This window comes from Candidatus Latescibacterota bacterium (assembly GCA_020633725.1).
Taxonomy (GTDB): domain Bacteria; phylum Krumholzibacteriota; class Krumholzibacteriia; order JACNKJ01; family JACNKJ01; genus VGXI01.
On sequence record JACKDC010000002.1, the window covers coordinates 61,447 to 80,980 of the forward strand.

Annotated in this window: 18 protein-coding genes; 17 read left to right on the forward strand and 1 reads right to left on the reverse strand. The window is 71.4% G+C overall.

The window, feature by feature from the left end; all coding sequences use genetic code 11:
- The first annotated feature begins 3 nt into the window (after nt 1–3).
- The 9 genes from H6693_04835 (at nt 4) to H6693_04875 (ending at nt 9,116) form a co-directional block, all read left to right on the forward strand.
- Nucleotides 4–342, forward strand: coding sequence for a helix-turn-helix transcriptional regulator (locus H6693_04835; protein ID MCB9515495.1), 339 nt, complete (start codon nt 4–6; stop codon nt 340–342).
- Nucleotides 339–1,196, forward strand: coding sequence for an arsenite methyltransferase (arsM, locus tag H6693_04840; GenBank protein MCB9515496.1), 858 nt, complete (start codon nt 339–341; stop codon nt 1,194–1,196). The genes H6693_04835 and arsM overlap by 4 nt, the downstream gene beginning before the upstream one ends.
- A 53-nt stretch (nt 1,197–1,249) precedes the next feature.
- Nucleotides 1,250–1,510, forward strand: coding sequence for a LapA family protein (locus tag H6693_04845; GenBank protein MCB9515497.1), 261 nt, complete (start codon nt 1,250–1,252; stop codon nt 1,508–1,510).
- Nucleotides 1,507–2,313 carry a GNAT family N-acetyltransferase gene (locus H6693_04850; GenBank protein ID MCB9515498.1) on the forward strand — a complete coding sequence of 269 codons (807 nt, stop codon included), beginning with the start codon at nt 1,507–1,509 and terminating at the stop codon, nt 2,311–2,313. Before H6693_04845 ends, H6693_04850 begins: the two co-directional genes overlap by 4 nt.
- A 3-nt stretch (nt 2,314–2,316) precedes the next feature.
- Complete coding sequence (locus tag H6693_04855; GenBank protein MCB9515499.1) at nt 2,317–4,449, forward strand: S9 family peptidase; 2,133 nt, start codon at nt 2,317–2,319, stop codon at nt 4,447–4,449.
- Nucleotides 4,450–4,546: 97 nt separating this feature from the next.
- A complete protein-coding gene (locus H6693_04860) occupies nt 4,547–5,110 on the forward strand; it encodes a helix-turn-helix transcriptional regulator (GenBank protein MCB9515500.1) in 564 nt (187 codons plus the stop codon).
- 68 nt (nt 5,111–5,178) lie between these two features.
- Nucleotides 5,179–7,287: a BatA domain-containing protein gene (locus H6693_04865; protein ID MCB9515501.1), complete on the forward strand. Its 2,109-nt coding sequence runs from the start codon at nt 5,179–5,181 to the stop codon at nt 7,285–7,287.
- Nucleotides 7,288–7,719: 432 nt separating this feature from the next.
- Nucleotides 7,720–8,475, forward strand: coding sequence for an HNH endonuclease (locus tag H6693_04870; protein MCB9515502.1), 756 nt, complete (start codon nt 7,720–7,722; stop codon nt 8,473–8,475).
- A 77-nt stretch (nt 8,476–8,552) separates the two neighbouring features.
- Entirely contained in the window at nt 8,553–9,116 is a 564-nt protein-coding gene (locus H6693_04875; GenBank protein ID MCB9515503.1) for a hypothetical protein, read from the forward strand.
- A gap of 8 nt (nt 9,117–9,124) precedes the next feature.
- Here the strand turns inward: H6693_04875 and H6693_04880 are convergent, their stop codons facing one another.
- Nucleotides 9,125–10,528, reverse strand: a complete 1,404-nt coding sequence (locus tag H6693_04880; protein ID MCB9515504.1) for a sodium-dependent transporter — start codon at nt 10,526–10,528, stop codon at nt 9,125–9,127.
- Between the two features lie 259 nt (nt 10,529–10,787).
- On the opposite strand from H6693_04880, the gene H6693_04885 reads away from it, so the two are divergent.
- The 8 genes from H6693_04885 to H6693_04920 all read left to right on the forward strand — a co-directional run bounded on the left by H6693_04885 (nt 10,788) and on the right by H6693_04920 (nt 19,523).
- Entirely contained in the window at nt 10,788–12,008 is a 1,221-nt protein-coding gene (locus tag H6693_04885; GenBank protein MCB9515505.1) for an ABC transporter substrate-binding protein, read from the forward strand.
- Between the two features lie 75 nt (nt 12,009–12,083).
- Nucleotides 12,084–12,959, forward strand: coding sequence for a branched-chain amino acid ABC transporter permease (locus H6693_04890; GenBank protein MCB9515506.1), 876 nt, complete (start codon nt 12,084–12,086; stop codon nt 12,957–12,959).
- Nucleotides 12,960–13,026: 67 nt separating this feature from the next.
- Nucleotides 13,027–13,956: a branched-chain amino acid ABC transporter permease gene (locus H6693_04895; protein ID MCB9515507.1), complete on the forward strand. Its 930-nt coding sequence runs from the start codon at nt 13,027–13,029 to the stop codon at nt 13,954–13,956.
- Complete coding sequence (locus H6693_04900; GenBank protein ID MCB9515508.1) at nt 13,953–14,696, forward strand: ABC transporter ATP-binding protein; 744 nt, start codon at nt 13,953–13,955, stop codon at nt 14,694–14,696. The genes H6693_04895 and H6693_04900 overlap by 4 nt, the downstream gene beginning before the upstream one ends.
- Nucleotides 14,689–15,396, forward strand: a complete 708-nt coding sequence (locus tag H6693_04905; GenBank protein MCB9515509.1) for an ABC transporter ATP-binding protein — start codon at nt 14,689–14,691, stop codon at nt 15,394–15,396. Before H6693_04900 ends, H6693_04905 begins: the two co-directional genes overlap by 8 nt.
- Before the next feature lie 89 nt (nt 15,397–15,485).
- Complete coding sequence (locus H6693_04910) at nt 15,486–16,106, forward strand: sigma-70 family RNA polymerase sigma factor (GenBank protein MCB9515510.1); 621 nt, start codon at nt 15,486–15,488, stop codon at nt 16,104–16,106.
- Nucleotides 16,099–16,800 (forward strand): hypothetical protein, encoded by a 702-nt coding sequence (locus H6693_04915; protein ID MCB9515511.1) that lies wholly within the window; start codon nt 16,099–16,101, stop codon nt 16,798–16,800. The genes H6693_04910 and H6693_04915 overlap by 8 nt, the downstream gene beginning before the upstream one ends.
- Nucleotides 16,797–19,523 (forward strand): CHAT domain-containing protein, encoded by a 2,727-nt coding sequence (locus H6693_04920; protein MCB9515512.1) that lies wholly within the window; start codon nt 16,797–16,799, stop codon nt 19,521–19,523. Before H6693_04915 ends, H6693_04920 begins: the two co-directional genes overlap by 4 nt.
- Nucleotides 19,524–19,534: the final 11 nt, after the last annotated feature.

Here is a 19,534-nt window from a genome sequence, read left to right on the forward strand (position 1 = left end):
GTCATGCAAATGAACTGCGACCCCGGAAGCGCCCTCGACGGCCTGCTCGAACCCGCCCTCTTCAAGGCGCTCGGCGACCCGAACCGTCTCGCCCTGCTGCTGCGCCTGGCGGCGGCGGGGGGGCCGGCCACGGTGGGAGCGCTGGGCGGCTGCTGCGCGCGCGACCTCTCCGTGGTCTCGCGGCACCTGGCCCGGCTGCGTGACGCCGGGATCGTCAGCGCCGAGAAGCGGGGCCGCGAAGTCTTCTACCGGCTCAACACCGATCTCGCGGGCACCCTGCGCGCCATCGCGGACGCCCTGGACGCCTGCTGTCCCCCGAATCAGGAGTGCGACTGCCCATGAAACACGACGACGAACACCGCAGCGTCGCGGAGCACTACGGCGCGGCCATCAAGCGCGGGGGCTCCTGCTGCGGCGACGAGGCCAGCGCGTCCACGGTGGCGGCGCTGGCCGGCTACAGCGAGGCGGATCTCGCCGCGCTGCCCGCCGACGCGCTGGCGAGCAGCTTCGGCTGCGGCAACCCACTGGCCTTCAGCGCCGTCGAGCCGGGCCAGACCGTGCTGGACCTGGGCTCGGGCGCGGGCGTCGATCTGATCCTCGCCTCGCGCAAGGTGGGGCCGACCGGGCGCGTGATCGGCGTCGACATGACCGCCGCCATGCTCGAGGCGGCCCGCGCGAACCTGGCCGCGGCCGGCGTGACCAACGTGGAACTGCGCGAGGGCCTGATCGAGGCGCTGCCCGTGGCGGACGCCTCCGTCGACTGGGTGATCTCCAACTGCGTGATCAACCTGTCGCCAGACAAGCCGCGGGTCTTCGCCGAGATCGCCCGCGTGCTGAAGCCCGGCGGGCGCGTGCAGGTGAGCGACATCGTCGCCGAGGACCTGCCGGCGGCGCTGCGCGACAGCGCGGTGGCGCGCAGCGCCTGCCTGGGCGGGGCCATCAGCGAGGCCGAGTACCGCGCGGGGCTTGCCGCCGCCGGCCTGGCGGACGTGGACGTGCCGGAGCGGCTCGTCTACTCGGCGAGCCAGCTTGAGGACATGGTCTGCGAGCTGGATCCGGGCGCCGAGTCCGCCGGCTGCGGCTGCGGTTGCGACAGCGGCGGGGGCGGGCTCGACGCCGAGGCGGCGAAGCGCGTGGCGGCGGCCGTGGAGGGCAAGGTCTGGAGCGCTCGATTCGAGGCGCGGAAGCCGCTGTGATCGTCGCCGCGATCTGCTAGGATGCGGACGACCCGCTGGCGAAGGGAGAGGCCATGCGCCGCTGGCTGATCGCCGTGCTGCTCGTCTTCATCCTGCTCGTGGCCCTGCAGAACATGGGCGAGGTGACGCTGCGCTTCCTCGTGTGGGAGACGCGCGTGTCCGGTGTGCTCGTCTACCTGGCGCTCTTCGCGCTGGGCTTCCTCGGCGGCTGGATCGCCGGGCACGTGGGACGTCGCCGCGCCGCGGCGAAGGTCCGGCCGGCGCCGCCGTCATCGACGCCGCCCGCGGCTCCGCCGGCGCCGCCTTCGCCGTGAGCGTGCGGCGCGAGAACTTCGGCAGCGGCGCGCCCTGGGAGTCCATCGTCGGCTACTCGCGCGCGGTGCGCGCGGGACGTCGCGTGGTGGTGACGGGCACCGTGGGCGAGGGCGCGGACGCCTACGCCCAGGCCACGGACGCCCTGGCCAAGATCGCCGCCGCGCTGGCCCGCGCGGGCGGCTCGCTGGCCGACGTCGTGCGCACGCGGATCTTCGTCACCGACATCGCGCGCGACTGGGAGGCCGTGGGCCGCGCCCACCGCGAAGCCCTGGGCGACGTGATGCCCGCCACCACCATGGTGCAGGTTGGCGCCCTCATCGCGCCCCACTTCGTGGTGGAGATCGAGGCCGACGCGGAGCTGGGCCTCGTGGACGTCCCCGCGCCCATGCCCGCCGACTACAACGACGCCGCCGTGGCCGGGCTGCTTCGCGCCGCCGGCCTGCCCGTGCCCGGCGAGGACGACGCCCCCGTGCAGATGCGCGTTCTGCGCGAAGACGGCCGCGTGCTCGCCTGTGCCGGCTACGAACGCCACGGCGACTTCGCGCTGCTGCGCTCCGTGGCGGTGGACGCCGGCGCCCGTGGCCGCGGCCTCGGCCGCGCGCTGGCGACGGGCGTGCTCGACGAGCTCGCCCGCGCGGGGGTCGCCGCCGTCTGCCTGCTCACGCTCGACGCGGCGCCCTTCTTCGCTCGACTCGGCTTCGCGCCCATTCCCCGCGACGCCGTGCCGGCGCCGCTGCTGGCGTCGCGGGAGTTCGCGCTTCACCACTGCGACAGCGCGCAGACCCTGCGCCGGGAGCTCTGACCCATGGATGCTCGCATGTTCCGCCGGCTTCGACTCGCGATCCTGTTCGTCCTTCTGCCGACGATCGCGGCCGCGCTCACCTATCCCCCGGCCCGCACCGTGGACCAGGTGGACGACTACCACGGCAGCCAGGTCGCTGATCCCTACCGCTGGCTGGAGGACATCGGCAGCGATGAGGTCGCCGCCTGGGTCGCCGCCGAAAGCGCGAAGACCTCCGCCTACCTGGACACGATCGACGGTCGCGACCGCCTGCTCGCGCGCTTCAAGGCGCTCAGCGACTACCCGCGCTACTCCATGCCCAGCAAGAAGGCCGGCCGCTACTTCTACTCCGCGAACGACGGCCTCCAGAACCAGTGGGTGCGCTACTGGGCCGAGAGCCTCGACGCCGAGCCCAAGGTGCTCTTCGATCCCAACACCTGGAGCGAGGACGGCACCATTGCCCTGGCCGGAATGGACATCTCGGAAGACGGCAGCCGCGTGCTCTTCGCCCGCTCCTCCAAGGGCAGCGACTGGGTCGAGTGGCAGGTGATGGACATCGACACGGGTCACGTCCACGACGAGCTGATCCGCTGGAGCAAGGGCGGCGGCAAGTGGAACGCCGACGGCAGCGGCTTCTACTACGAGCGCTACCCCGAGCCCGCTCCCGGTGAGGAGACACAGGCGGCGGCCCGCAGCGCCGCGGTCTGGTACCACCGGCTGGGCACGTCGCAGAGCGATGATCGCAGGATCTTCGACCTGCCCGAGCATCCCGACTGGCTGCTCGGCCTCGACATGAACGAGGAGCGCGACCTGGGCCTGATCACCGTCTACCCGCGCGGCTCCATGTTCGGGCTGCTCAGCCTGCTCGACCTCACGGACCCCGGCGCCAAGCCCACACCCTTCCTTCAGGACCCGGAGCACGAGTACAACTACGTCACGAACGTCGGCGACCGGCTCTACTTCCTCACCACCAAGGACGCACCGCTCGGCCGCGTAATCGCGGTGGACCGCCGCCATCCCGAGGAGGCGCGCTGGGAGACGATCATCCCCGAAGGCCGCTACCCGCTGCAGTGGGTGAGCGAGGTGGGGGGCGCGCTCTTCGTCGGCGCGCTCAAGGACGCGCGCAGCCAGGTGCTGCGCTACGACCTGCAGGGGCGGCTACTGGCGGACGTGGCGCTGCCCGGTCTCGGCACCGTCCGCGGCTTCCGCGGCCGCAGGGACGCCACCGAGACCTTCTACAGCTATGCGGACTTCCTCACGCCCACGACGCTCTACCGCTACGACCTCGCCACGGGCGAGAGCAGCGTGTATCGCCGCTACGAGGTGCCGGTGGACACGTCGCCCTACACGTCGCAGCAGGTGTTCTGCCGCAGCGTGGACGGCGTGGCCATCCCGCTCTTCCTGACCTATCGCAAGGACCTCGTGCGCAACGGCACCAACCCCACGATGCTCTACGGCTACGGGGGCTTCGGCGTCAGCCAGCAGCCGCACTTCTCGTCGACGCTCACGGCCTGGCTGGACATGGGCGGGGTGTACGCGCTGGCCTGCATCCGCGGCGGCGGCGAGTACGGCGAGCCCTGGCACCAGGCGGGGTCGCTCGAGGGGCGTCCGCTCACGTTTCAGGACATGATCGCCTGCGCCGAATGGCTCGTAGATTCCGGCTACACCACACCCCACCGCCTCGCCCTCATGGGCGGCAGCCAGGGCGGCATGATGGTGGGCGCCGTCGTGAACGCGCGCCCCGACCTCTTCGGCGTGTCCCTGCCGCTCGTCGGCGTGATGGACATGCTCCGCTTCAACCTCTGGGGCTACGGCTCGGCCTGGGAGAGCGACTACGGCAATCCCCAGGACCCGGCGATGTTCCCGGTCCTCTACGGCTACTCGCCCTACCACAACCTGAAGGAGGGCGTGCGCTACCCCGCCACCATGGTCTGCACGGCCGACACCGACGATCGCGTCATGCCCGCCCACAGCTTCAAGTACGCCGCCCGCCTGCAGGCCGTTCAGCCGGCCGATGGCCCGCCCGTCCTGCTCCGTGTGGAGACCCGTGCCGGCCATGGCGGTGGCACGCCGCTGGACAAGTCCCTGGCCGAGTACGCCGATCTCTACGCCTTCACCGCCCAGCAGATGGGGGTACCGATCCCGCACTGGCCCTGATCGCCATCTGTTTCCGTCCAGAGGGCTTGACATTGTCAGCCTAGGCGCTACAATGAGCGAGCACTCACTGAGTTCACACTCAGTTCGGGCGGTCGCCGTGAGCAGCAGGAGGGACGAGAGAAGGGCGCGCAGTCGCGCGGCCATCCTGAACGCCGCCCGAGAGCAGATCGCCGCGGGGGGCCTGGCGGCCACGAGCACCCAGCAGGTGGCTCTGGCCGCCGGGCTCTCCCACGGCGCCCTGTTCGTCCACTTTCCCCGACGCGAAGACCTCCTCATCGCCGTGCTCGACGCCTTCGCCGCCGACTATCGCGCCGCGCTGGGTCCTCCGACCCCCGCCCTCGAGGCCGAGCTGGACCGTCAGCTCGAGGCGCTGGCGCCGCAAGAGACGCTCTACGCCCAGCTGCTCGGCGCCGAGGCCACCCTGCCGACTGCCGCCCGGGACGCCCTCCGTGCCCTGGAGCGCGACCTCGCCGGCCGCGTGGCTGCGGTCTTCGCCGCGGACCGAAGCGGCGGCGGCCTGCGCGCCCTCTCGCCCCGCCTGGTGGGCGCCACCTGGCTGGCGTTGCTTCAGCGCGCGTTGCTGCGCGGCGAGTCGGGCGCGGCGCTCCCCACCTGGGGACCGGAGATCCGCGCCTTCCTGCTGGCCGTCGTCGCGCCCTGATCGGGCGAAAAGCGGCCGTTGCCGCGTATCCGCACGACTGCTAGTTTTCGACGACCCCTCTCCGGACGGTGCGCGTGGGCTTTCTCAACAGCGTCCTCCTCTTCGGCCTGCTCGGCAGCCTCGTGCCCCTGGTCATTCACCTGCTCGAGCGACGACGTCTCCCCCAGCTCGACTTCCCCAGCCTCCGCTTCCTGCGCGAGCTGAACCGTCGCCAGATGCGGCGTCTCAACCTGCAGCGTCTGCTGATCCTCTTTCTCCGCATGTTGCTGATCGCCCTGGTCGCCTTCGCGCTGGCGCGACCCACCCTGACCGGGCCCCTGGCGGCGATCTTCCCCGAGGACGCGCCCCGCGCCATCGCCCTCCTCATCGACAACAGCGCCAGCATGCAGCTTCAGACCGAACACGGCACCTTGGCGGAGCGCGCGCGCGCACGCGCGCACGAGATCCTCGACGGCCTGCGCCCCCGCGACGAAGTGCTGGTCTACGCCCTCGAAGACGAGCCGAGGGACCTCGGCGGCGGCCCCGTGTCCCCGGCGCTCGCCGCCCAGCTCCTCGACCGCTGGCCCGACGCCGACGGCGGCGCGGCCCTGCGCGCGGGGCTGGCCCGGGCCATGGACGATCTCGCGCTCCGCCCCCAGCCGCAGCGCGAGCTCTACCTGCTGAGCGACTTCGCCGCGGCCACGCAGGACAGCGCCGCGCTGCCTCCGACGGGCGAGCTGCGGCTCTTCGCCCTTCCGCTGAGCGAGGATCCGCCGCCCAACGTGGGGCTGAGCGCCTTGCGCCTGCCCGCCCGGCCGGTGCTGCCGGGACGTCCCTTCGACCTCGCCGTCGCCGCGCGGCTCAGCGGCGCCGAAAGCGCGGACGCCTTTCCCGTGGAGCTCGACCTCGACGGCGAGCACCGCGGCGGCTTCACGCTCACCCCGACCGCGGGCGCGCCCACCTGGCGCGACCTGAGCGTGACCCTGGAGAGCGAAGGCGCCATCGTCGGGCAGTGGCGGAAGAAGCCCGACCGCTTCACCCCGGACGATGCGCTCAACTTCACGCTGCCGGTGGCCTCGCGGCTGCAGGTGCTGCTCCTCGCCAGTCCCAGCGCGGCAGGCGGCGATGGAACTGGCCGGCTATCCCTTGCCGAGCACGTCGCGCGCGCGCTGGATCCCTACCAGGGGCGGCGGCCCGAGGCCATCGCCGTCGAACTCGAACAGCGTGGCATCGCCGCGCTGACCAGCGATCTCGTGGCGGGGCGTCACCTCGTCGTGCTCTGCGGCGGCGGCGGGCTGGACGCCACCCGCGCCCAGATTCTTGCGGATGCGGTCGCGCGCGGCGGCGGCCTGGTGCTGTGCCCCGATCTCGACGGTCTGCCCGACCTCGCGCGCCATCTGCTCCCGCGCATCGGGGGGCCCCACGCGCTCGAACCGGCAGGGAACGCGCGCGAGACGCTCGCGGCGCTCGATCCCGACACGCCGATCTTCGCGGACTTCTCCGCGGATCACCGCAAGGTGCTCGCCGAGCAACCGCTCTGGCAGAGCTTCCGCACGCGCCCGGGGGATCGGGACGTGCTCGCGCGCTTCGCCTCCGGCGGCCCCGCCCTCCTCGGCTGGGAGCACGAGCGCGGCCGCATCCGGCTGCTGCTCTTCGACGCCGGGCCGAAGGGGGGCGAACTGCCCTACTCGTCGATGTTCCTGCCGCTGCTCCAGGAGCTGGCCCAGGAGGCGGCCGGCGCCGCGCGCCCCCAACTCGCCACCGCCGGCGGCACCTTGAGCTGGGCGCTCGACGAGGACGCCCCGCCCGCGGCCGCCGCCCTGCAGGTGAAAGGGCCGGACGACGTCATCCTGCCCGTCAGGGTAGATGCGGCGAGCTTCCCCTCGCATGCCATGGCCACGGTGCGCCGCACCGGCATCTATCGCCTGCAGGAGCGCAGGCCCAAAGGCGTGCGCGAACTCGGCCTGGCGGCGGTCAACGTGCCACCGGCCGAAGGCCTGCTCGCACCGATTCCCGCGGACAGCCTCGCGCTCCGCCTCGGCCTGCCTGGGCTCCAGGTCATCGGCGACGCGGCTCCGCTGGAGGCGTCGCTGCATGCAGGACGCTACGGCAAGGAACTCGCGCGCACGCTACTCATTCTCGCCGCCTTGATCATGGCGCTCGAACTCTGGCTCTCGCAGCGCGCCGAGCAGCGCTGAACCTCGTCGCCCTTCTCCCCCGCCCCCGGGGGCGGGTTGTTCAGCGGCGGCGCGTGTCTGGCGCTATCGGACCTCCTGGTCTCGCTCGCCCCCGGGGGCGGGTGGGGGCTGCCGCGGGAAGATTCTCTCGACTATCTCTCGTGCCGCCCTTGACGGCCTTCGTATGATACTATACATTGGTATCCATCGCAAGCCTCCCGCTGCACTTTCCTGGGACTTTCATCATGGAGACTCGAGCCGACCGCGCCCGGCGACTGCACCGGGCTCTGACGACTGAACTTGAGCGATTGCAACGCCTCGAGAAGGGCGCGCTGCTCTCCTTCGCGTCGATCCTGGAGGAGGGGCTTTACCGCGAGCTGGGGCTCCTCGATCCACGCCTATGGCCGCGATGCGCTGGGCTTCTCCGAGCGCAAGCTCTCGGCCTTCGTGCGCATGGCCGGTGCACTCGAGCGCCTGCCGGAGACACGACGCGCCGTCGAGGCCGGCGAGCTGCCCTGGACCAAGGCGCGGGAGCTCGTCTCGGTGGCGACGCCGGCGAACGAGACCCTCTGGTTGAGCGATGCCAAGCGCCTCGGCCGCCGGGCGCTCGAGCGGAAGGTGAAGGCGAGCCGGCCGCGGCCGCCAAAACGGCGTCAGGATCCTCCGGCGCTGTTCGCGGCGGGCGAGCCCGAAGCGCGCCGCGAGGAGGCCGAAGCCGCCGCGCCCCTGCGCGTCACGCTGAACTTCACGGCCGAGCAGTACGCGCGCTGGGAAGCGCTGATCGAGCAGCTGCGCAAGGACGGGCAGCTAGACTCGAAGGAAGAACTGGTGCTTGACGCGCTCGCCACCCGCCCCCGGGGGCGGGCGAAGCAGGCCGCCACCGTGATCATTCGCCGCTGCCCGGACTGCCAAGCGAAGGCCTACATCACCAACCGTGGCGAACTGCCCGCCCCCGGGGGCGACCCGCCGCGCACGCTCACGCCGGCGCTGCGGCGGACGATCCTCGCCCGCGACGGCCACCGCTGCCAGGGGCCGGGCTGCACGAGCACGCGATACCTCGAAGTACACCACCGGAAGCCCCGCGCGAACGGCGGCACGAACGACCCGAGCAACCTGATCACGCTCTGCAGCGCCTGCCATCAGCTCCATCACGAGCGGGGCCTCGCGCGGACGGTCGTCGCCGGGGCGAGCGCGCGCGGCTCGCCCTGACCGGCGGCAGCTGCGCCGCGCGGGAGAGGACGGCCGAATGTCTTGACGCCCGGGGGGGCGCCTGCCACCCTGCGGCCATGACACCGGCACGTCTGTACCTGCTCGCCCTTCTCTGCCTGGTACTGGCCGGTGTGCTGCTCTTCGGCGTCACCGAAAGTCTCGCCACCAACACCGTTGCAGGGATCGCCGTGGTTCTGGCGCTCGTGGCCTACCTTCTCGGCATCTACCTGTCTCGGGTGGGCCGCCGCGGCGAGGAGGCGCTCACCGCGCTGCGGTCGCGCATCGCCAGCGTCAGCGACGAGGCGATCCAGGGCGAGTACCGCACCTATCATCTCGCGGGGCTCGACGAGCTTCCGCGGGGGGAGCTGCTCGTCATCTATGGCACGCGCGATGGCTGGCTGCTGGTGCCGTTGCTCGACGAACTGGCGTGGATGAAGGTGCCGGATTGCGCGGTGGGCAGCGTCAGCCTCGAGCGGGAGGGTGGACTGCATCTGCGGGCCGTCATGCGCAGCGAGTCCGGTCGGGATCTGGACCTCCGTCTCGCGTCCACACTGGCGGATCCGAAGAGCGACAGCGACGGCGCACGTCGCGACCTGGAAGCCCTGCGCGACGCGCTCCGCGGCCAGCCGGCCGAAGTCTAGCGCCGGCGCTACTGGTACTCCGCGCCGAGAATCACGCTGACGATGATCGCGCCCACGGCGAGCGGGGCCACGAAGCGGATGAGGAAGCGCCACGCGTTGTGCGTGACCATCTCGCCGCCGTGTCCCATCTCCAGTTCCTCGCGCGTCTCGCGGCGGCTCAGGACCCAGCCCGTGAAGAGCGCGATCAGGAATCCTCCCACCGGCAGGAACCAGTTGCTCGCCAGGTAGTCGAGGGTGCCGAAGACGCCGGCGGTGGACTCGCGGCCGATCAGGTTCACGCTGGACAGCTTCGAGTTGGCGCCCAGGCTCACCGCGCTGAGGAGTCCGAAGAGCGTGATCGCCCCGCCCATGGTGAGCACGGCGCGGTGACGCTTCCAGCCGAGCTCGTCGATGGCGAAGCTGGAGACCACCTCCATGAGGCTGATCGTGCTGGTCAGGGCCGCGAACGCCACCAGCAGGTAGAAGAAGGCGCTGATGGCCGCGCCGCCAGGCATCTTGAAGAACACCACGGGGAGCGTTGTGAAGAGGATCGTCGAGCTCTTGCGCGGCTCGAAGTCGAAGCTGAAGATGATCGAGAACATGATGATGCAGGCGAAGAGCGCGATCAGCGTGTCCACCAGGCTGATCAGGAGCGCGGCGCGGGGGATGCTGTCGCTCTTCTGCATGTAGGAGCCATAGGTGAGCATCGCGCCCATGCCGAGGCTCAGCGTGAAGAAGCTGTGCCCCAGCGCCTCGAGAATCGCTCCGCGCGTCAGCTCCGAGAAGTTGGGACGGAAGAGAAAGGCGAGCGCCCTGGTGAAGCCGGGCGTCCACGCGCTGTAGATCACCAGGGCGATGAGGATGAGAAAGAGGCAGGGCATGAGGACCGTCGTCACTCGCTCGATGCCCTTGGACACGCCGAAGTACACCACGCCGATCGTGGCGGCCATGAAGAGCAGGTAGTAGGTGATCTGCTGTCCGCTGCTCGCGAGGAAGCCGCCGAAGAACGTGTCGAGCGCCCCCGGGTGCGTGGCCAGGTCGCCAAGCTGGCCGCTGAGCGCCATGCCGATGTAGCGGATGGTCCAGCCCGCCACGACGCTATAGTAGGAGAGGATCACGAAGCCCGTGATCACGCCGAGCACGCCGACGCCGGGCCACAGCCCCGCGCCACGTCTGCCCGCGGCAAGAACGCGGAAGCTCCCCACGGGGTCCTTCTCCGCGCGGCGGCCCAGCAGGATTTCCGCCACCATGATCGGCGCGCCCACCAGGATCACGGCGGCCAGGTAGACGAGCACGAAGGCCCCGCCGTGGTTCTCCAGGGTGATGTAGGGGAACTTCCACAGATTGCCCAGCCCGACGGCGCCGCCGGCGGCGGCGAGAATGAAGCCCAGCCGGCTGCTCCACTGTCCGCGCTGCGCGCCCTGCTGGCTCATCGGTGCCTCCTGGGTCGGGGTGATCCGCTACGCGATGGGCAAACCCTAGCGAGATAAGGGATTGGGTGTCAAGCAGGGGCTCGGCCTCAGCTGGCAAGCCCGACATCAAGTCTTCAGGGTCTGCATGGCTCCATCCATGTCAGAATAGATCCGTTTTGCCTTGAATCGGCCGGGCGATTCATGGCAACTTAACCGGAAATAGGGACACTGAACTCGTGGATGCGCTCGCGCCGCGAGTTCATGACCGGAAGGAGACGTGATGCGACGCAGCCTGATCTGCTTCTTGATCCTGCTGCTGGCCCTGCCGACGCTGGCCTGGGCCAAGGAAAAACCTCTCAAGGTGGGGGTGCTGTTGCCCCTGACCGGCTCGCAGGCCAAGTTCGGCGAGATGGAGAAGAACGCCTTCACGCTGGCCATGGATGAGATCAACGCCGCCGGCGGCGTGAACGGCCGGATGCTGGAGTTCCAGTTCGAGGACGACACGGGCAAGCCGGACGTGGGGCGACTCGGCATCGAGAAGCTGATCAGCGTGAACAAGGTGCCGCTCGTGCTCGGCGGCTACAGCTCTTCGGTCACCTTCGCGGCCGCGCAGGTCGCGCAGCGCTTCCGCACTCCCTTCGTGGTGTGCACGGGTTCGGTCGACAAGATCACGGAGCCCGAGGCCTTCGACATGACGCCCGACCAGGCCGACCGCTTCTACATCTACCGCGTCAATCCGCCGGTGTCGGAGTACGCGTCGGGTCTGGAGGGCTTCCTGGGCGAAGTGGTGAAGCCGGGGAGCGCGATCATCTTCCACGAGAACACGACCTTCGGCACCAGCGGCGCGGAGTCCTTCGAGAAGACCTGCGCGGCGATGGGCGTCGATGTGATGGAGGTCGCCTCCTACGCCGCGGGCACGGTGGACTTCAAGCCGCTGCTGCTCAAGGTGAAGGAGCAGAAGCCGGATCTCGTCTACATGATCTCCTACGTGATGGACGCGGCGCTGCTCATGAAGCAGGCGCGCGAGCTGGGCCTCGATCCGAAGCTCTTCGTGGGCGCGGGCGCGGGCTACACGATGCCGGCGTTCAAGGAGAATGCGGGCGTGGCGTCGGAGAAGGTGATCAGCGCGACGCTGTGGCATCAGTCGCTGCCGCTCGAGGGTGCGCAGTCCTTCTTCGACCGCTACGTGGAGCGCTTCGGCGGCGAGGGGCCGGACTACCACGGCGCCGAGGCCTACGCCACGGCCTACGTGGCGGCGGACGCGCTGAAGCGCGCGAAGAAGATCGACACCGAGTCCATCAAGAAGGCGCTCGACGAGACGGACATGATGACCGTCTTCGGTCCCGTCAAGTTCACGGCCTACGGCAACAAGATCCATCAGAACAAGATGGACACCTACGTCGTGCAGTGGATCGACGGCGAGCTCAAGCTGATCTGGCCCAAGGCGCTGGCGAACTCGCCCTACGCCTATCCCATCGACTGGGCCAAGACCTGGAACTAGGGCTGGTCCCCGGGGCGGCCGCGGCCGCCCCGGGCGCCGGTCGTCCGCCCGATCCCACCTGCGAGGGGAGCCGGCATGGATCTGTTTCTGCAGACGCTGATCTCGGGCATCCTGATCGGCGGCCTGTACGCGATCATCGGCATCGGGATGACGCTCATCATGGGCGTGCTCGGCATCATCAACCTCGCCCACGGGCAGGTGCTGATGGTGTCGATGTACATCACCTGGGTGCTGTGGAAGTTCCTCGGGATCGATCCCTACCTCTCCATCTTCATCAGCATCCCGGCGGTCTTCCTGCTGGCGGAGGGGATCAGCAAGTTCTTCCTGCATCCGCTGATCGACAAGCCGTCGATCCTGCCGGAGAACCAGGTGCTGATGACCGTCGGCATCGGCATGGTGCTGATGGAACTGGCGCGCACGATCTTCACCAGCGACTACCGCTCGGTGCAGACCAGCTACACCGAGAAGGCCTGGCACCTGGGCGACGTCACCATGGCGGTGCCGCTGGTGATCGCCTTCTTCATCGCGCTGGGCCTGACGCTCGCGCTGTTCTGGTTCCTCATGCGCACCGACCTCGGGCGCAGCGTGCGCGCCACCGCGCAGGACAAGCACGCCGCGGCGCTGATGGGCATCAGCACCGCCAAGATCACGATCCTCACCTACGGCATCGGCAGCGGCCTGGACGCCGCCGCCGGCTCGCTGCTCCTGCCGGTCTACTACCTGTACCCGGACGTGGGGCCGATCTTCACGGTGAAGGCCTTCGTGATCACCATCCTGGGCGGCCTCGGCTCCACGGTGGGTGCGATCTTCGGCGGGCTGATCCTCGGTCTGGCCGAGACCTTCGGCGCCACCTACATCTCCATGGGCTATCGCGACGCGGTGGGGCTCGTGATCTTCCTCGTCGTGCTGGTCTTCATCCCCGGCGGCCTCAAGCGGCTGACCAAGATCTGAGGAGGTGGCCGCCGTGAACGTCGCAGTGCGCTTCTTCTCCTGGCGGGAATGGCTGGCCATCGGGCTCATGCTCGTGGCGCCGCTGACCGTCTACACGTCCACCTACTTCCAGGGGCTGCTGGTGCTCATCATGATGTGGGTCGTGATGGGCAACTCGTGGAACCTGCTCGCGGGCTACACCGGGCAGGTGTCCTTCGGGCACGCGGCCTTCTTCGGCATCGGCGCCTACGCGTCGGGGCTGCCCTTCCACCACTGGAAACTCTCGCCCTGGTGGGGCCTGCTGACGGGGGGCCTCGCCGCGGTGCTGCTGGGCTATCTGCTGGGCAAGCTCGTCTTCCGCCTGCGCGGGCCCTACTTCGCGCTGGGCACGCTGGCCTCGGCGGAGATCCTGCGGCTGGTCTTCGGCGAGGAGGAGTGGCTGACCGCCGGCCACAACGGCATCTTCTACATGGGCACCTGGACCAGCAAGCTGCCCTACTACTACGTCATCACCGCCATCGCGCTGCTCTCGCTCGTGGCCGTGAAGATGATCACGCGCAGCAAGCTGGGCTTCTACTGCCTCTCGATCCGCGAAGATCAGGACGCCGCCGCGGCCCTGGGCATCGACACCACGCGCACCAAGAACCTCTCGCTGGCGGTGTCGACCTTCTTCGCGGGCCTGGCCGGCGCCTTCTACATGATCTACATGGGCTTCATCGATCCCGAGGTGGTCTTCGCGCTGCACAACATCTCGATCATCACCATCCTCGTGGGCATCATCGGCGGCGTGGGGACGGTGTGGGGGCCCGCGGTGGGCGCCCTGATCATGGTCTTCGTGCAGGAGCTCTTCCGCTCGTCCTTCTTCGGCATCGGGCCGAGCTGGATCTCGCGGATGCACGCGCTGGCCTTCGGCGCGCTGGTGGTGGTGGTGATCCTGACGATGGCCGGCGGGGTCGTGGGCGACTGGCATCTGCTCGCGCGACGCTTCCGCCGCGCGCCACGCAAGGAGGGCGCATGAGCCTCTTCGCCGTGGAGGGACTGACCAAGCGCTTCGGAGGCCTGACCGCCGTCGACAACGTGAGTTTTGCCGTGCAGGAGGGTGAGATCCTGGGGCTCATCGGCCCCAACGGCAGCGGCAAGACCACGCTCTTCAACCTGATCAACGGCTACTACAGCGTGACGGCCGGGCGCATCGTCTTCGCGGAGCGGGACATCACCGGCCTGCCCACCCACGAGATCGCGCGCCTGGGCATCGGCCGCACCTTCCAGAAGGTGCGGCCCCTCAAGCGCCTCACCGTGCTGGACAACGTCATGGCCGGCGCCTTCGCCCGCGAGCGCAGCTTCGCCGGCGCGCGCAAGGTGGCGCGCGAGGTGCTGACCTTCTGCCACCTGGACAGCGTGTCCAAGCAGAAGGCCGGCAGCCTGCCCATCGGCGGCCGCAAGCGTCTGGAGATCGCCAAGGCCCTGGCCACGCGGCCCAAGCTCCTCCTGCTCGACGAGACCGCCGCCGGCCTCAACCCCTCGGAGCTCACGCAGGCGATCGCGATCATGCGGCGCATCCGCGACGAGCTGGGCGTGACCATCATCATCGTCGAGCACATCATGAAGGTGATGATGACGATCAGCGACCGCATCCACGCCATCGCCTCCGGCGCGACGATCGCGGAGGGCACGCCGGCGGAGGTGTCGCGGAATCCCGCGGTGATCGAGGCCTATCTCGGCAGCGACTACGACCCGGAGGAGCACACGCATGCTTGAGGTGACCAACGTCGACATGAGCTACGGCGACATGCAGGTGCTCTGGGACGTGACCTTCGCCGTGCATCCCGGGGAGATCGTGGTGCTGGTGGGGGCCAATGGCGCGGGCAAGAGCAGCGTGCTGAAGACCATCTCCAACCTGTCACCGGCCAAGGGCGGCACGATCCGCTTCGACGGGCTGAACCTGCGCAAGGCTTCCCCGATGGAGATCATCGAGGCCGGGGTGATCCACGTGCCGGAGGGCAGGCATCTCTTCCACGAGATGTCCGTGGAGGAGAACCTGATCCTGGGCGCCATCTCCAAGCGCGCCAAGCCCCATCGCGCGCGGATGCTGGACCACTGCTACTCGCTCTTTCCGCGGCTCAAGGAGCGGCGCAAGCAGCTGTCCGGCACGCTGTCGGGCGGCGAGCAGCAGATGGCCGCCGTCGCCCGGGGACTCATGGCGCGTCCGGCCATCCTGATGCTCGACGAGCCCTCGCTCGGCCTGGCGCCGATCCTCGTGCAGGACATCTTCAACATCGTGAAGTCGGTCAACCGCGAGGAAGGCATCACGGTGCTGCTGGTGGAGCAGAACGTCAGGCAGACGCTGGCCTTCTGCCACCGGGCCTACGTGCTCGAGAACGGCCGCGTCACCCGCAGCGGCACCGGCGAGGAGCTTCTCGCCGACCCCCAGGTGCGCGAGGCCTACCTGGGCATCTAGCCGCGGATTTCCGCGCGCCATTCAGGACAATCTGATACTCTTTGAGGGCCTCGCTTCCCGCGAGGCCCTGTGATTTGTCCGGAGGCTCCGTGTCTCACGAGTCGAGGAAGCGCGAGATCGACCTGCTGTCGGACGAGGCGCTCTGCGCGCTGGCGCGCGGCGCCGACGGCGCGTCGGCCCGCCGGGCGGCCACGGCGTTGCTGGGCCGCTACCGCGAGCGCGTCTACCGCTGGTGCTACGGACGCGTGCGGGACCACGAGGAGGCGCTGGACCTCGCCCAGGACGTGCTGCTCGGCGCCTACCGCGGGCTGGGCAGCTTCGATGGCCGCTCCCGCTTCTCCTCGTGGCTCTATGCGGTGGCGCGAAATCGCTGCCTCAACGCCCTGCGCCGGCCGCCGCTGCTGGGCGAGGACCTGGAGCCCGACGCGCTGCCGAGCGCCGCGCCGGCACAGGACGACCTGCTCGACCAGCGCGAGGGCGAGGAGCGCCTGCTGGCGCTGATCCAGCGCGCGCTGCCGCCCCTGGATCAGCAGGTGCTCTGGATGCGCTGCGTGGAGAAGATGCCGGTGGACCGGATCACGCGCCTGCTGAAGCTGGAGGAGGCCAGCGGCGCGCGCGCCGTGCTGCAACGGGCCAGACGCCACCTGCGGGCGGCGCTGGCCGCCGAACGCGCCGAGGATGCCGAGGAAGGAGACGAGGCCCGTGGCTGATTCCTGTCCCACCGTCGAGGTCCTCGCGGACCTGGCCGCACTGCCCGCGGACGACCCCCGCCGCCGCCACGTGCAGGACTGCCCCCGCTGCCGCGCGCGCCTGCTGGACTACCAGGACTTCCTGGCGGGCGGCGCGCCCGTCTCCGCCGCGTCCCTGGAGGACGCCCTCGACCGCCTGGACGCCGCCCTGCGCGACGCCACCGCCGACCCCGGTCCCGCCCCCGCGCTCCCGCGCCGCGAAGCGCTGCCGCTGCGCCCGGTCTGGCGCGCGACGCTGGCCCTGGCCGCCGTCCTCCTGCTGGCCGTGGCCGTGACGCCGCTGCTGCGCGACGCTCTCGACCGCGGCGGACCACGCGAGCTGCGGCTGCGCGGGCAGACGCCCACGGTGGCGCTCGCGCTGCAGCCCGCGCGCTGGACCGCGGACGGCGCCCTCGTCCTCGGCTGGTCGCCCGTGCCCGGCGCCGACGCCTACACGGTCCACTTGCTCGACGCCGCCCTGAACCCCCTCGGCGCGCGCGACGCCGGCGCCGGCACCCAGCTCACGCTCGACGCCGCCGCCCTGCGCGCACTGCTGCCCGACGGCGGCGACTTCATGGTGTGGCAGGTGGAGGCGCTGTCCGGCGGAGATCCGCTGGCGATGTCGCCGCCCGAGTCGCTGGTGCTGCCGGTCCCCTCGAACCCCTCCCGCGAATGACGCCCCGCGGGGCGCTCCTGCCGGCGCTGCTCGCCCTCGTGCTCGTGCTGGGGGCGCGGACCGCGGCCGCGGCCTCGCCCGGTGACGACCCGCGCTACGCCCGCCTCGACGCGCTCCAGCGCGCCTGGCAGGGCGCGCAGGCCCTCGCGCTCATCGACAGCCTGCTGCCCGAGGCGCGCGCGCACGCCGACGGCGCGCTGCTGCGCGACCTGCTGCGCCGTCAGGGCGAGATCCGCGTCTCCATGGGCGACGCCCCCGGCGCCGAGACGCCGCTGCGCGAGTGCCTCGCGCTGTCGCGCGCGGCGGGCGACACGCTGGGCCAGTGCCGCGCCCTTCGCTGGCTCGGGGTCGGCGCGGAGGGACGCGGGCACCCCGACGAGGCCGCCGCCCTCTACGCCGACCTGCTCGAGCTGGCCGGGTCCGCCGGGGACGCGGCGCACCAGGGCTGGGCGCAGGTGGGACTCGCCTGGCAGGACTTCCAGTCGGGGCACAACGGCAGCGGCGCGGAGCGCTACCGGCAGGCCATCGCGCACTTCGCCGCGGCGGGCGAGCGGCGCGGCGGGATCTGGGCCTGGAACGGGCTCGGCATCACCCTCAGCAAGCTGGGGGACTACCCCGGCGCCATGGACTGCTTCCGCCGCGCGGCGGCCGAGGCCGGGAGCTTCGGCGACGTGGCGGTGGAATCCATGGCACTCAACAACCTCGGGGCGCTCGCCTACGATCTCGGCGATCCCGGCGACGCGGCGCTGCACTTCACGCGCGCGGCGGAGCTCCAGCTGCGCCTCGGCTACCCCAAGGGCGCGGTGATCCCCGCGCTCAACCACGCGCTCTGTCTGCGGCAGCTCGGCCGCCTCGACGAGGCCGTCGCCCTGCAGGACTCCCTCCTCTCCACCTGCCGCGCCGAGGGCTGGCCGGACCTCGAAGGCCGCGTGCTGCTGCAGATGGCCGACGAATCGCGGCAGGCCTCGCGGCCCCGCGCGTCGGCGGCGCGCTATCGCGAGGCGCTCGCGCTGGGGGAGGCGCTGCCGCCGCGCAACGCCCTCGAGGCGCGCCTGGGCCTGGCGCAGGCGCTGGCGGCGTCGGAGGGCGAGGCCCGGGCGCTCGAGGCGCTGGAGTCGAGCGCCTCGGCGCTGGCGTCCTGCGACGACCGTCCCCTGGCCCTTCGCTTCGACGCCGAGCGCGGCCGCCTGCTGCTGGCGCTGGGACGCGCCCGCGCCGCCCTGCAACCGCTGGAGCGCGTCGACGCCGAGGCCCGCAACCTGGGGCTGGCGGGTTTCCGGGTGGAGGCGCTGGCGCGCGCGGCGGCGGCGCAGCGCGCGCTGGGCAGGCCGGACAGCGCGCGGGTGCTGCTCCGTCGCGGGGCGGAGGTCTGGGAGGCGGAGCGCAGCCTGCCGCGCGACCCGCAGTGGCGGGAGCAGCGCGGAGCGAGCGGCCACCTGCTCTACACGGATCTCGCCGCGGCGCTGCTGGCGCCGCGCGAGGGCATGGACGTCGACGCGCGCCGCCGCGAGGCCTTCGACGCCCTGCAGCGCTTCAAGGCGCGCACGCTGCGCGAGCGGATGCTCGGCCCCGGCCCGCTGGCCGCGCCGGCGCGGCCCCCGCTGACCCTGGACGCCCTGCAGCGCGAGACCCTGCAGCCCGGCGAGCTGCTGCTCGATCTCTACCTCGGCCCGGAGCGCTCGGTGCTCTTCGCCGTGACCCGCGACGACTGCGAGGCCCTGCTCCTGCCGCCCGAGGCGCCGCTGGCCGAGCGCCTGCGGGCGCTCTACGGCCTCGTGGCGCGGCCGCCCGTCGCCGGCGCCGGTGACGCCGCGCTCGTGGCGACGGCCGCGGCGGCCCTGCGCGGCCAGCTCTTCGCGGGCGTCGAGGACCTGCTGGCCGAGAACCCGCGCGTGATCCTGGTGCCGGACGGTCCGCTCAACCTGCTCCCGCCGGCGCTGCTCGACGCGGCCGACGCCCCCGCCCACCACTGGCTGCGCGTCCCGGCCGCCGCCGTGCTGGCCCAGCTCCGCGCCGCGCGCCCCGCCCCGGCCCGTCCCCTGCTGGCGCTGGCCGACGCGTCCGGCGGCCTGCCCGGCGCGCTCCGCGAGGTGGACGATCTGGCCCATCGCTATCGCGACGTGCGCCGCACGCGCCTGTCGGGCGGCGACGTCCCCGGCCCCGCGCTCGACGCCCTCCGCGGCTGGGGCGTGCTCCACCTCGCCACCCATGCCACGGTGGACGACCAGAACCCCTGGCAGTCCTCGCTCGCCGGCCTCGGGCTGACGGCGGCGGACATCGCGCGCGGCCGGCTCGACGCCGAGCTCGCCGTACTCGCGGCCTGCGAGTCCGCCGGCGGGCGCACGCTCTCGGGCGAAGGCGTGCTCGGACTCACCGGCGCCTTCCTCAGCGCCGGCGTGCCCACCGTGCTCGCCACGCTCTGGCCCGTGGACGACGACGCCACCCGCCGTCTCATGCGCGAGTTCTACGCGCAGCTCGCGGCCGGCCGGGACGCGGCCGCGGCCCTCGCCGCCGCGCAGGCGGCCCTGCGCGCCGATCCGGCCACGGCGCATCCCTTCTTCTGGGCCGGCGCCGTGCTCGTGGGGGACGGCGACCGGCACGTCGCGCTCGAAGGCCGTCCCCTCGCGCTGCGCCGCTGGCCGCAGTTCCTGGCCGGCGCGCTGGGGCTCGTCCTGCTGGCCATCGCGCTGAGGCCGTCGGGAAAATCGGACCACGCAGTGTGATTCCCTCGCCC

Excerpts from the sequence above, each read along its gene's own strand:
- H6693_04920 (MCB9515512.1), top strand. The coding sequence starts at position 16,797 with ATGACGCCCCGCGGGGCGCTCCTGCCGGCGCTGCTCGCCCTCGTGCTC.
- H6693_04855 (MCB9515499.1), top strand. The coding sequence starts at position 2,317 with ATGGATGCTCGCATGTTCCGCCGGCTTCGACTCGCGATCCTGTTCGTC.
- H6693_04890 (MCB9515506.1), top strand. The coding sequence starts at position 12,084 with ATGGATCTGTTTCTGCAGACGCTGATCTCGGGCATCCTGATCGGCGGC.
- H6693_04875 (MCB9515503.1), top strand. The coding sequence starts at position 8,553 with ATGACACCGGCACGTCTGTACCTGCTCGCCCTTCTCTGCCTGGTACTG.
- H6693_04885 (MCB9515505.1), top strand. The coding sequence starts at position 10,788 with ATGCGACGCAGCCTGATCTGCTTCTTGATCCTGCTGCTGGCCCTGCCG.
- arsM (MCB9515496.1), top strand. The coding sequence starts at position 339 with ATGAAACACGACGACGAACACCGCAGCGTCGCGGAGCACTACGGCGCG.
- H6693_04905 (MCB9515509.1), top strand. The coding sequence starts at position 14,689 with ATGCTTGAGGTGACCAACGTCGACATGAGCTACGGCGACATGCAGGTG.
- H6693_04845 (MCB9515497.1), top strand. The coding sequence starts at position 1,250 with ATGCGCCGCTGGCTGATCGCCGTGCTGCTCGTCTTCATCCTGCTCGTG.
- H6693_04880 (MCB9515504.1), bottom strand. The coding sequence starts at position 10,528 with ATGAGCCAGCAGGGCGCGCAGCGCGGACAGTGGAGCAGCCGGCTGGGC.
- H6693_04870 (MCB9515502.1), top strand. The coding sequence starts at position 7,720 with ATGGCCGGTGCACTCGAGCGCCTGCCGGAGACACGACGCGCCGTCGAG.
- H6693_04835 (MCB9515495.1), top strand. The coding sequence starts at position 4 with ATGCAAATGAACTGCGACCCCGGAAGCGCCCTCGACGGCCTGCTCGAA.
- H6693_04900 (MCB9515508.1), top strand. The coding sequence starts at position 13,953 with ATGAGCCTCTTCGCCGTGGAGGGACTGACCAAGCGCTTCGGAGGCCTG.
- H6693_04895 (MCB9515507.1), top strand. The coding sequence starts at position 13,027 with ATGCTCGTGGCGCCGCTGACCGTCTACACGTCCACCTACTTCCAGGGG.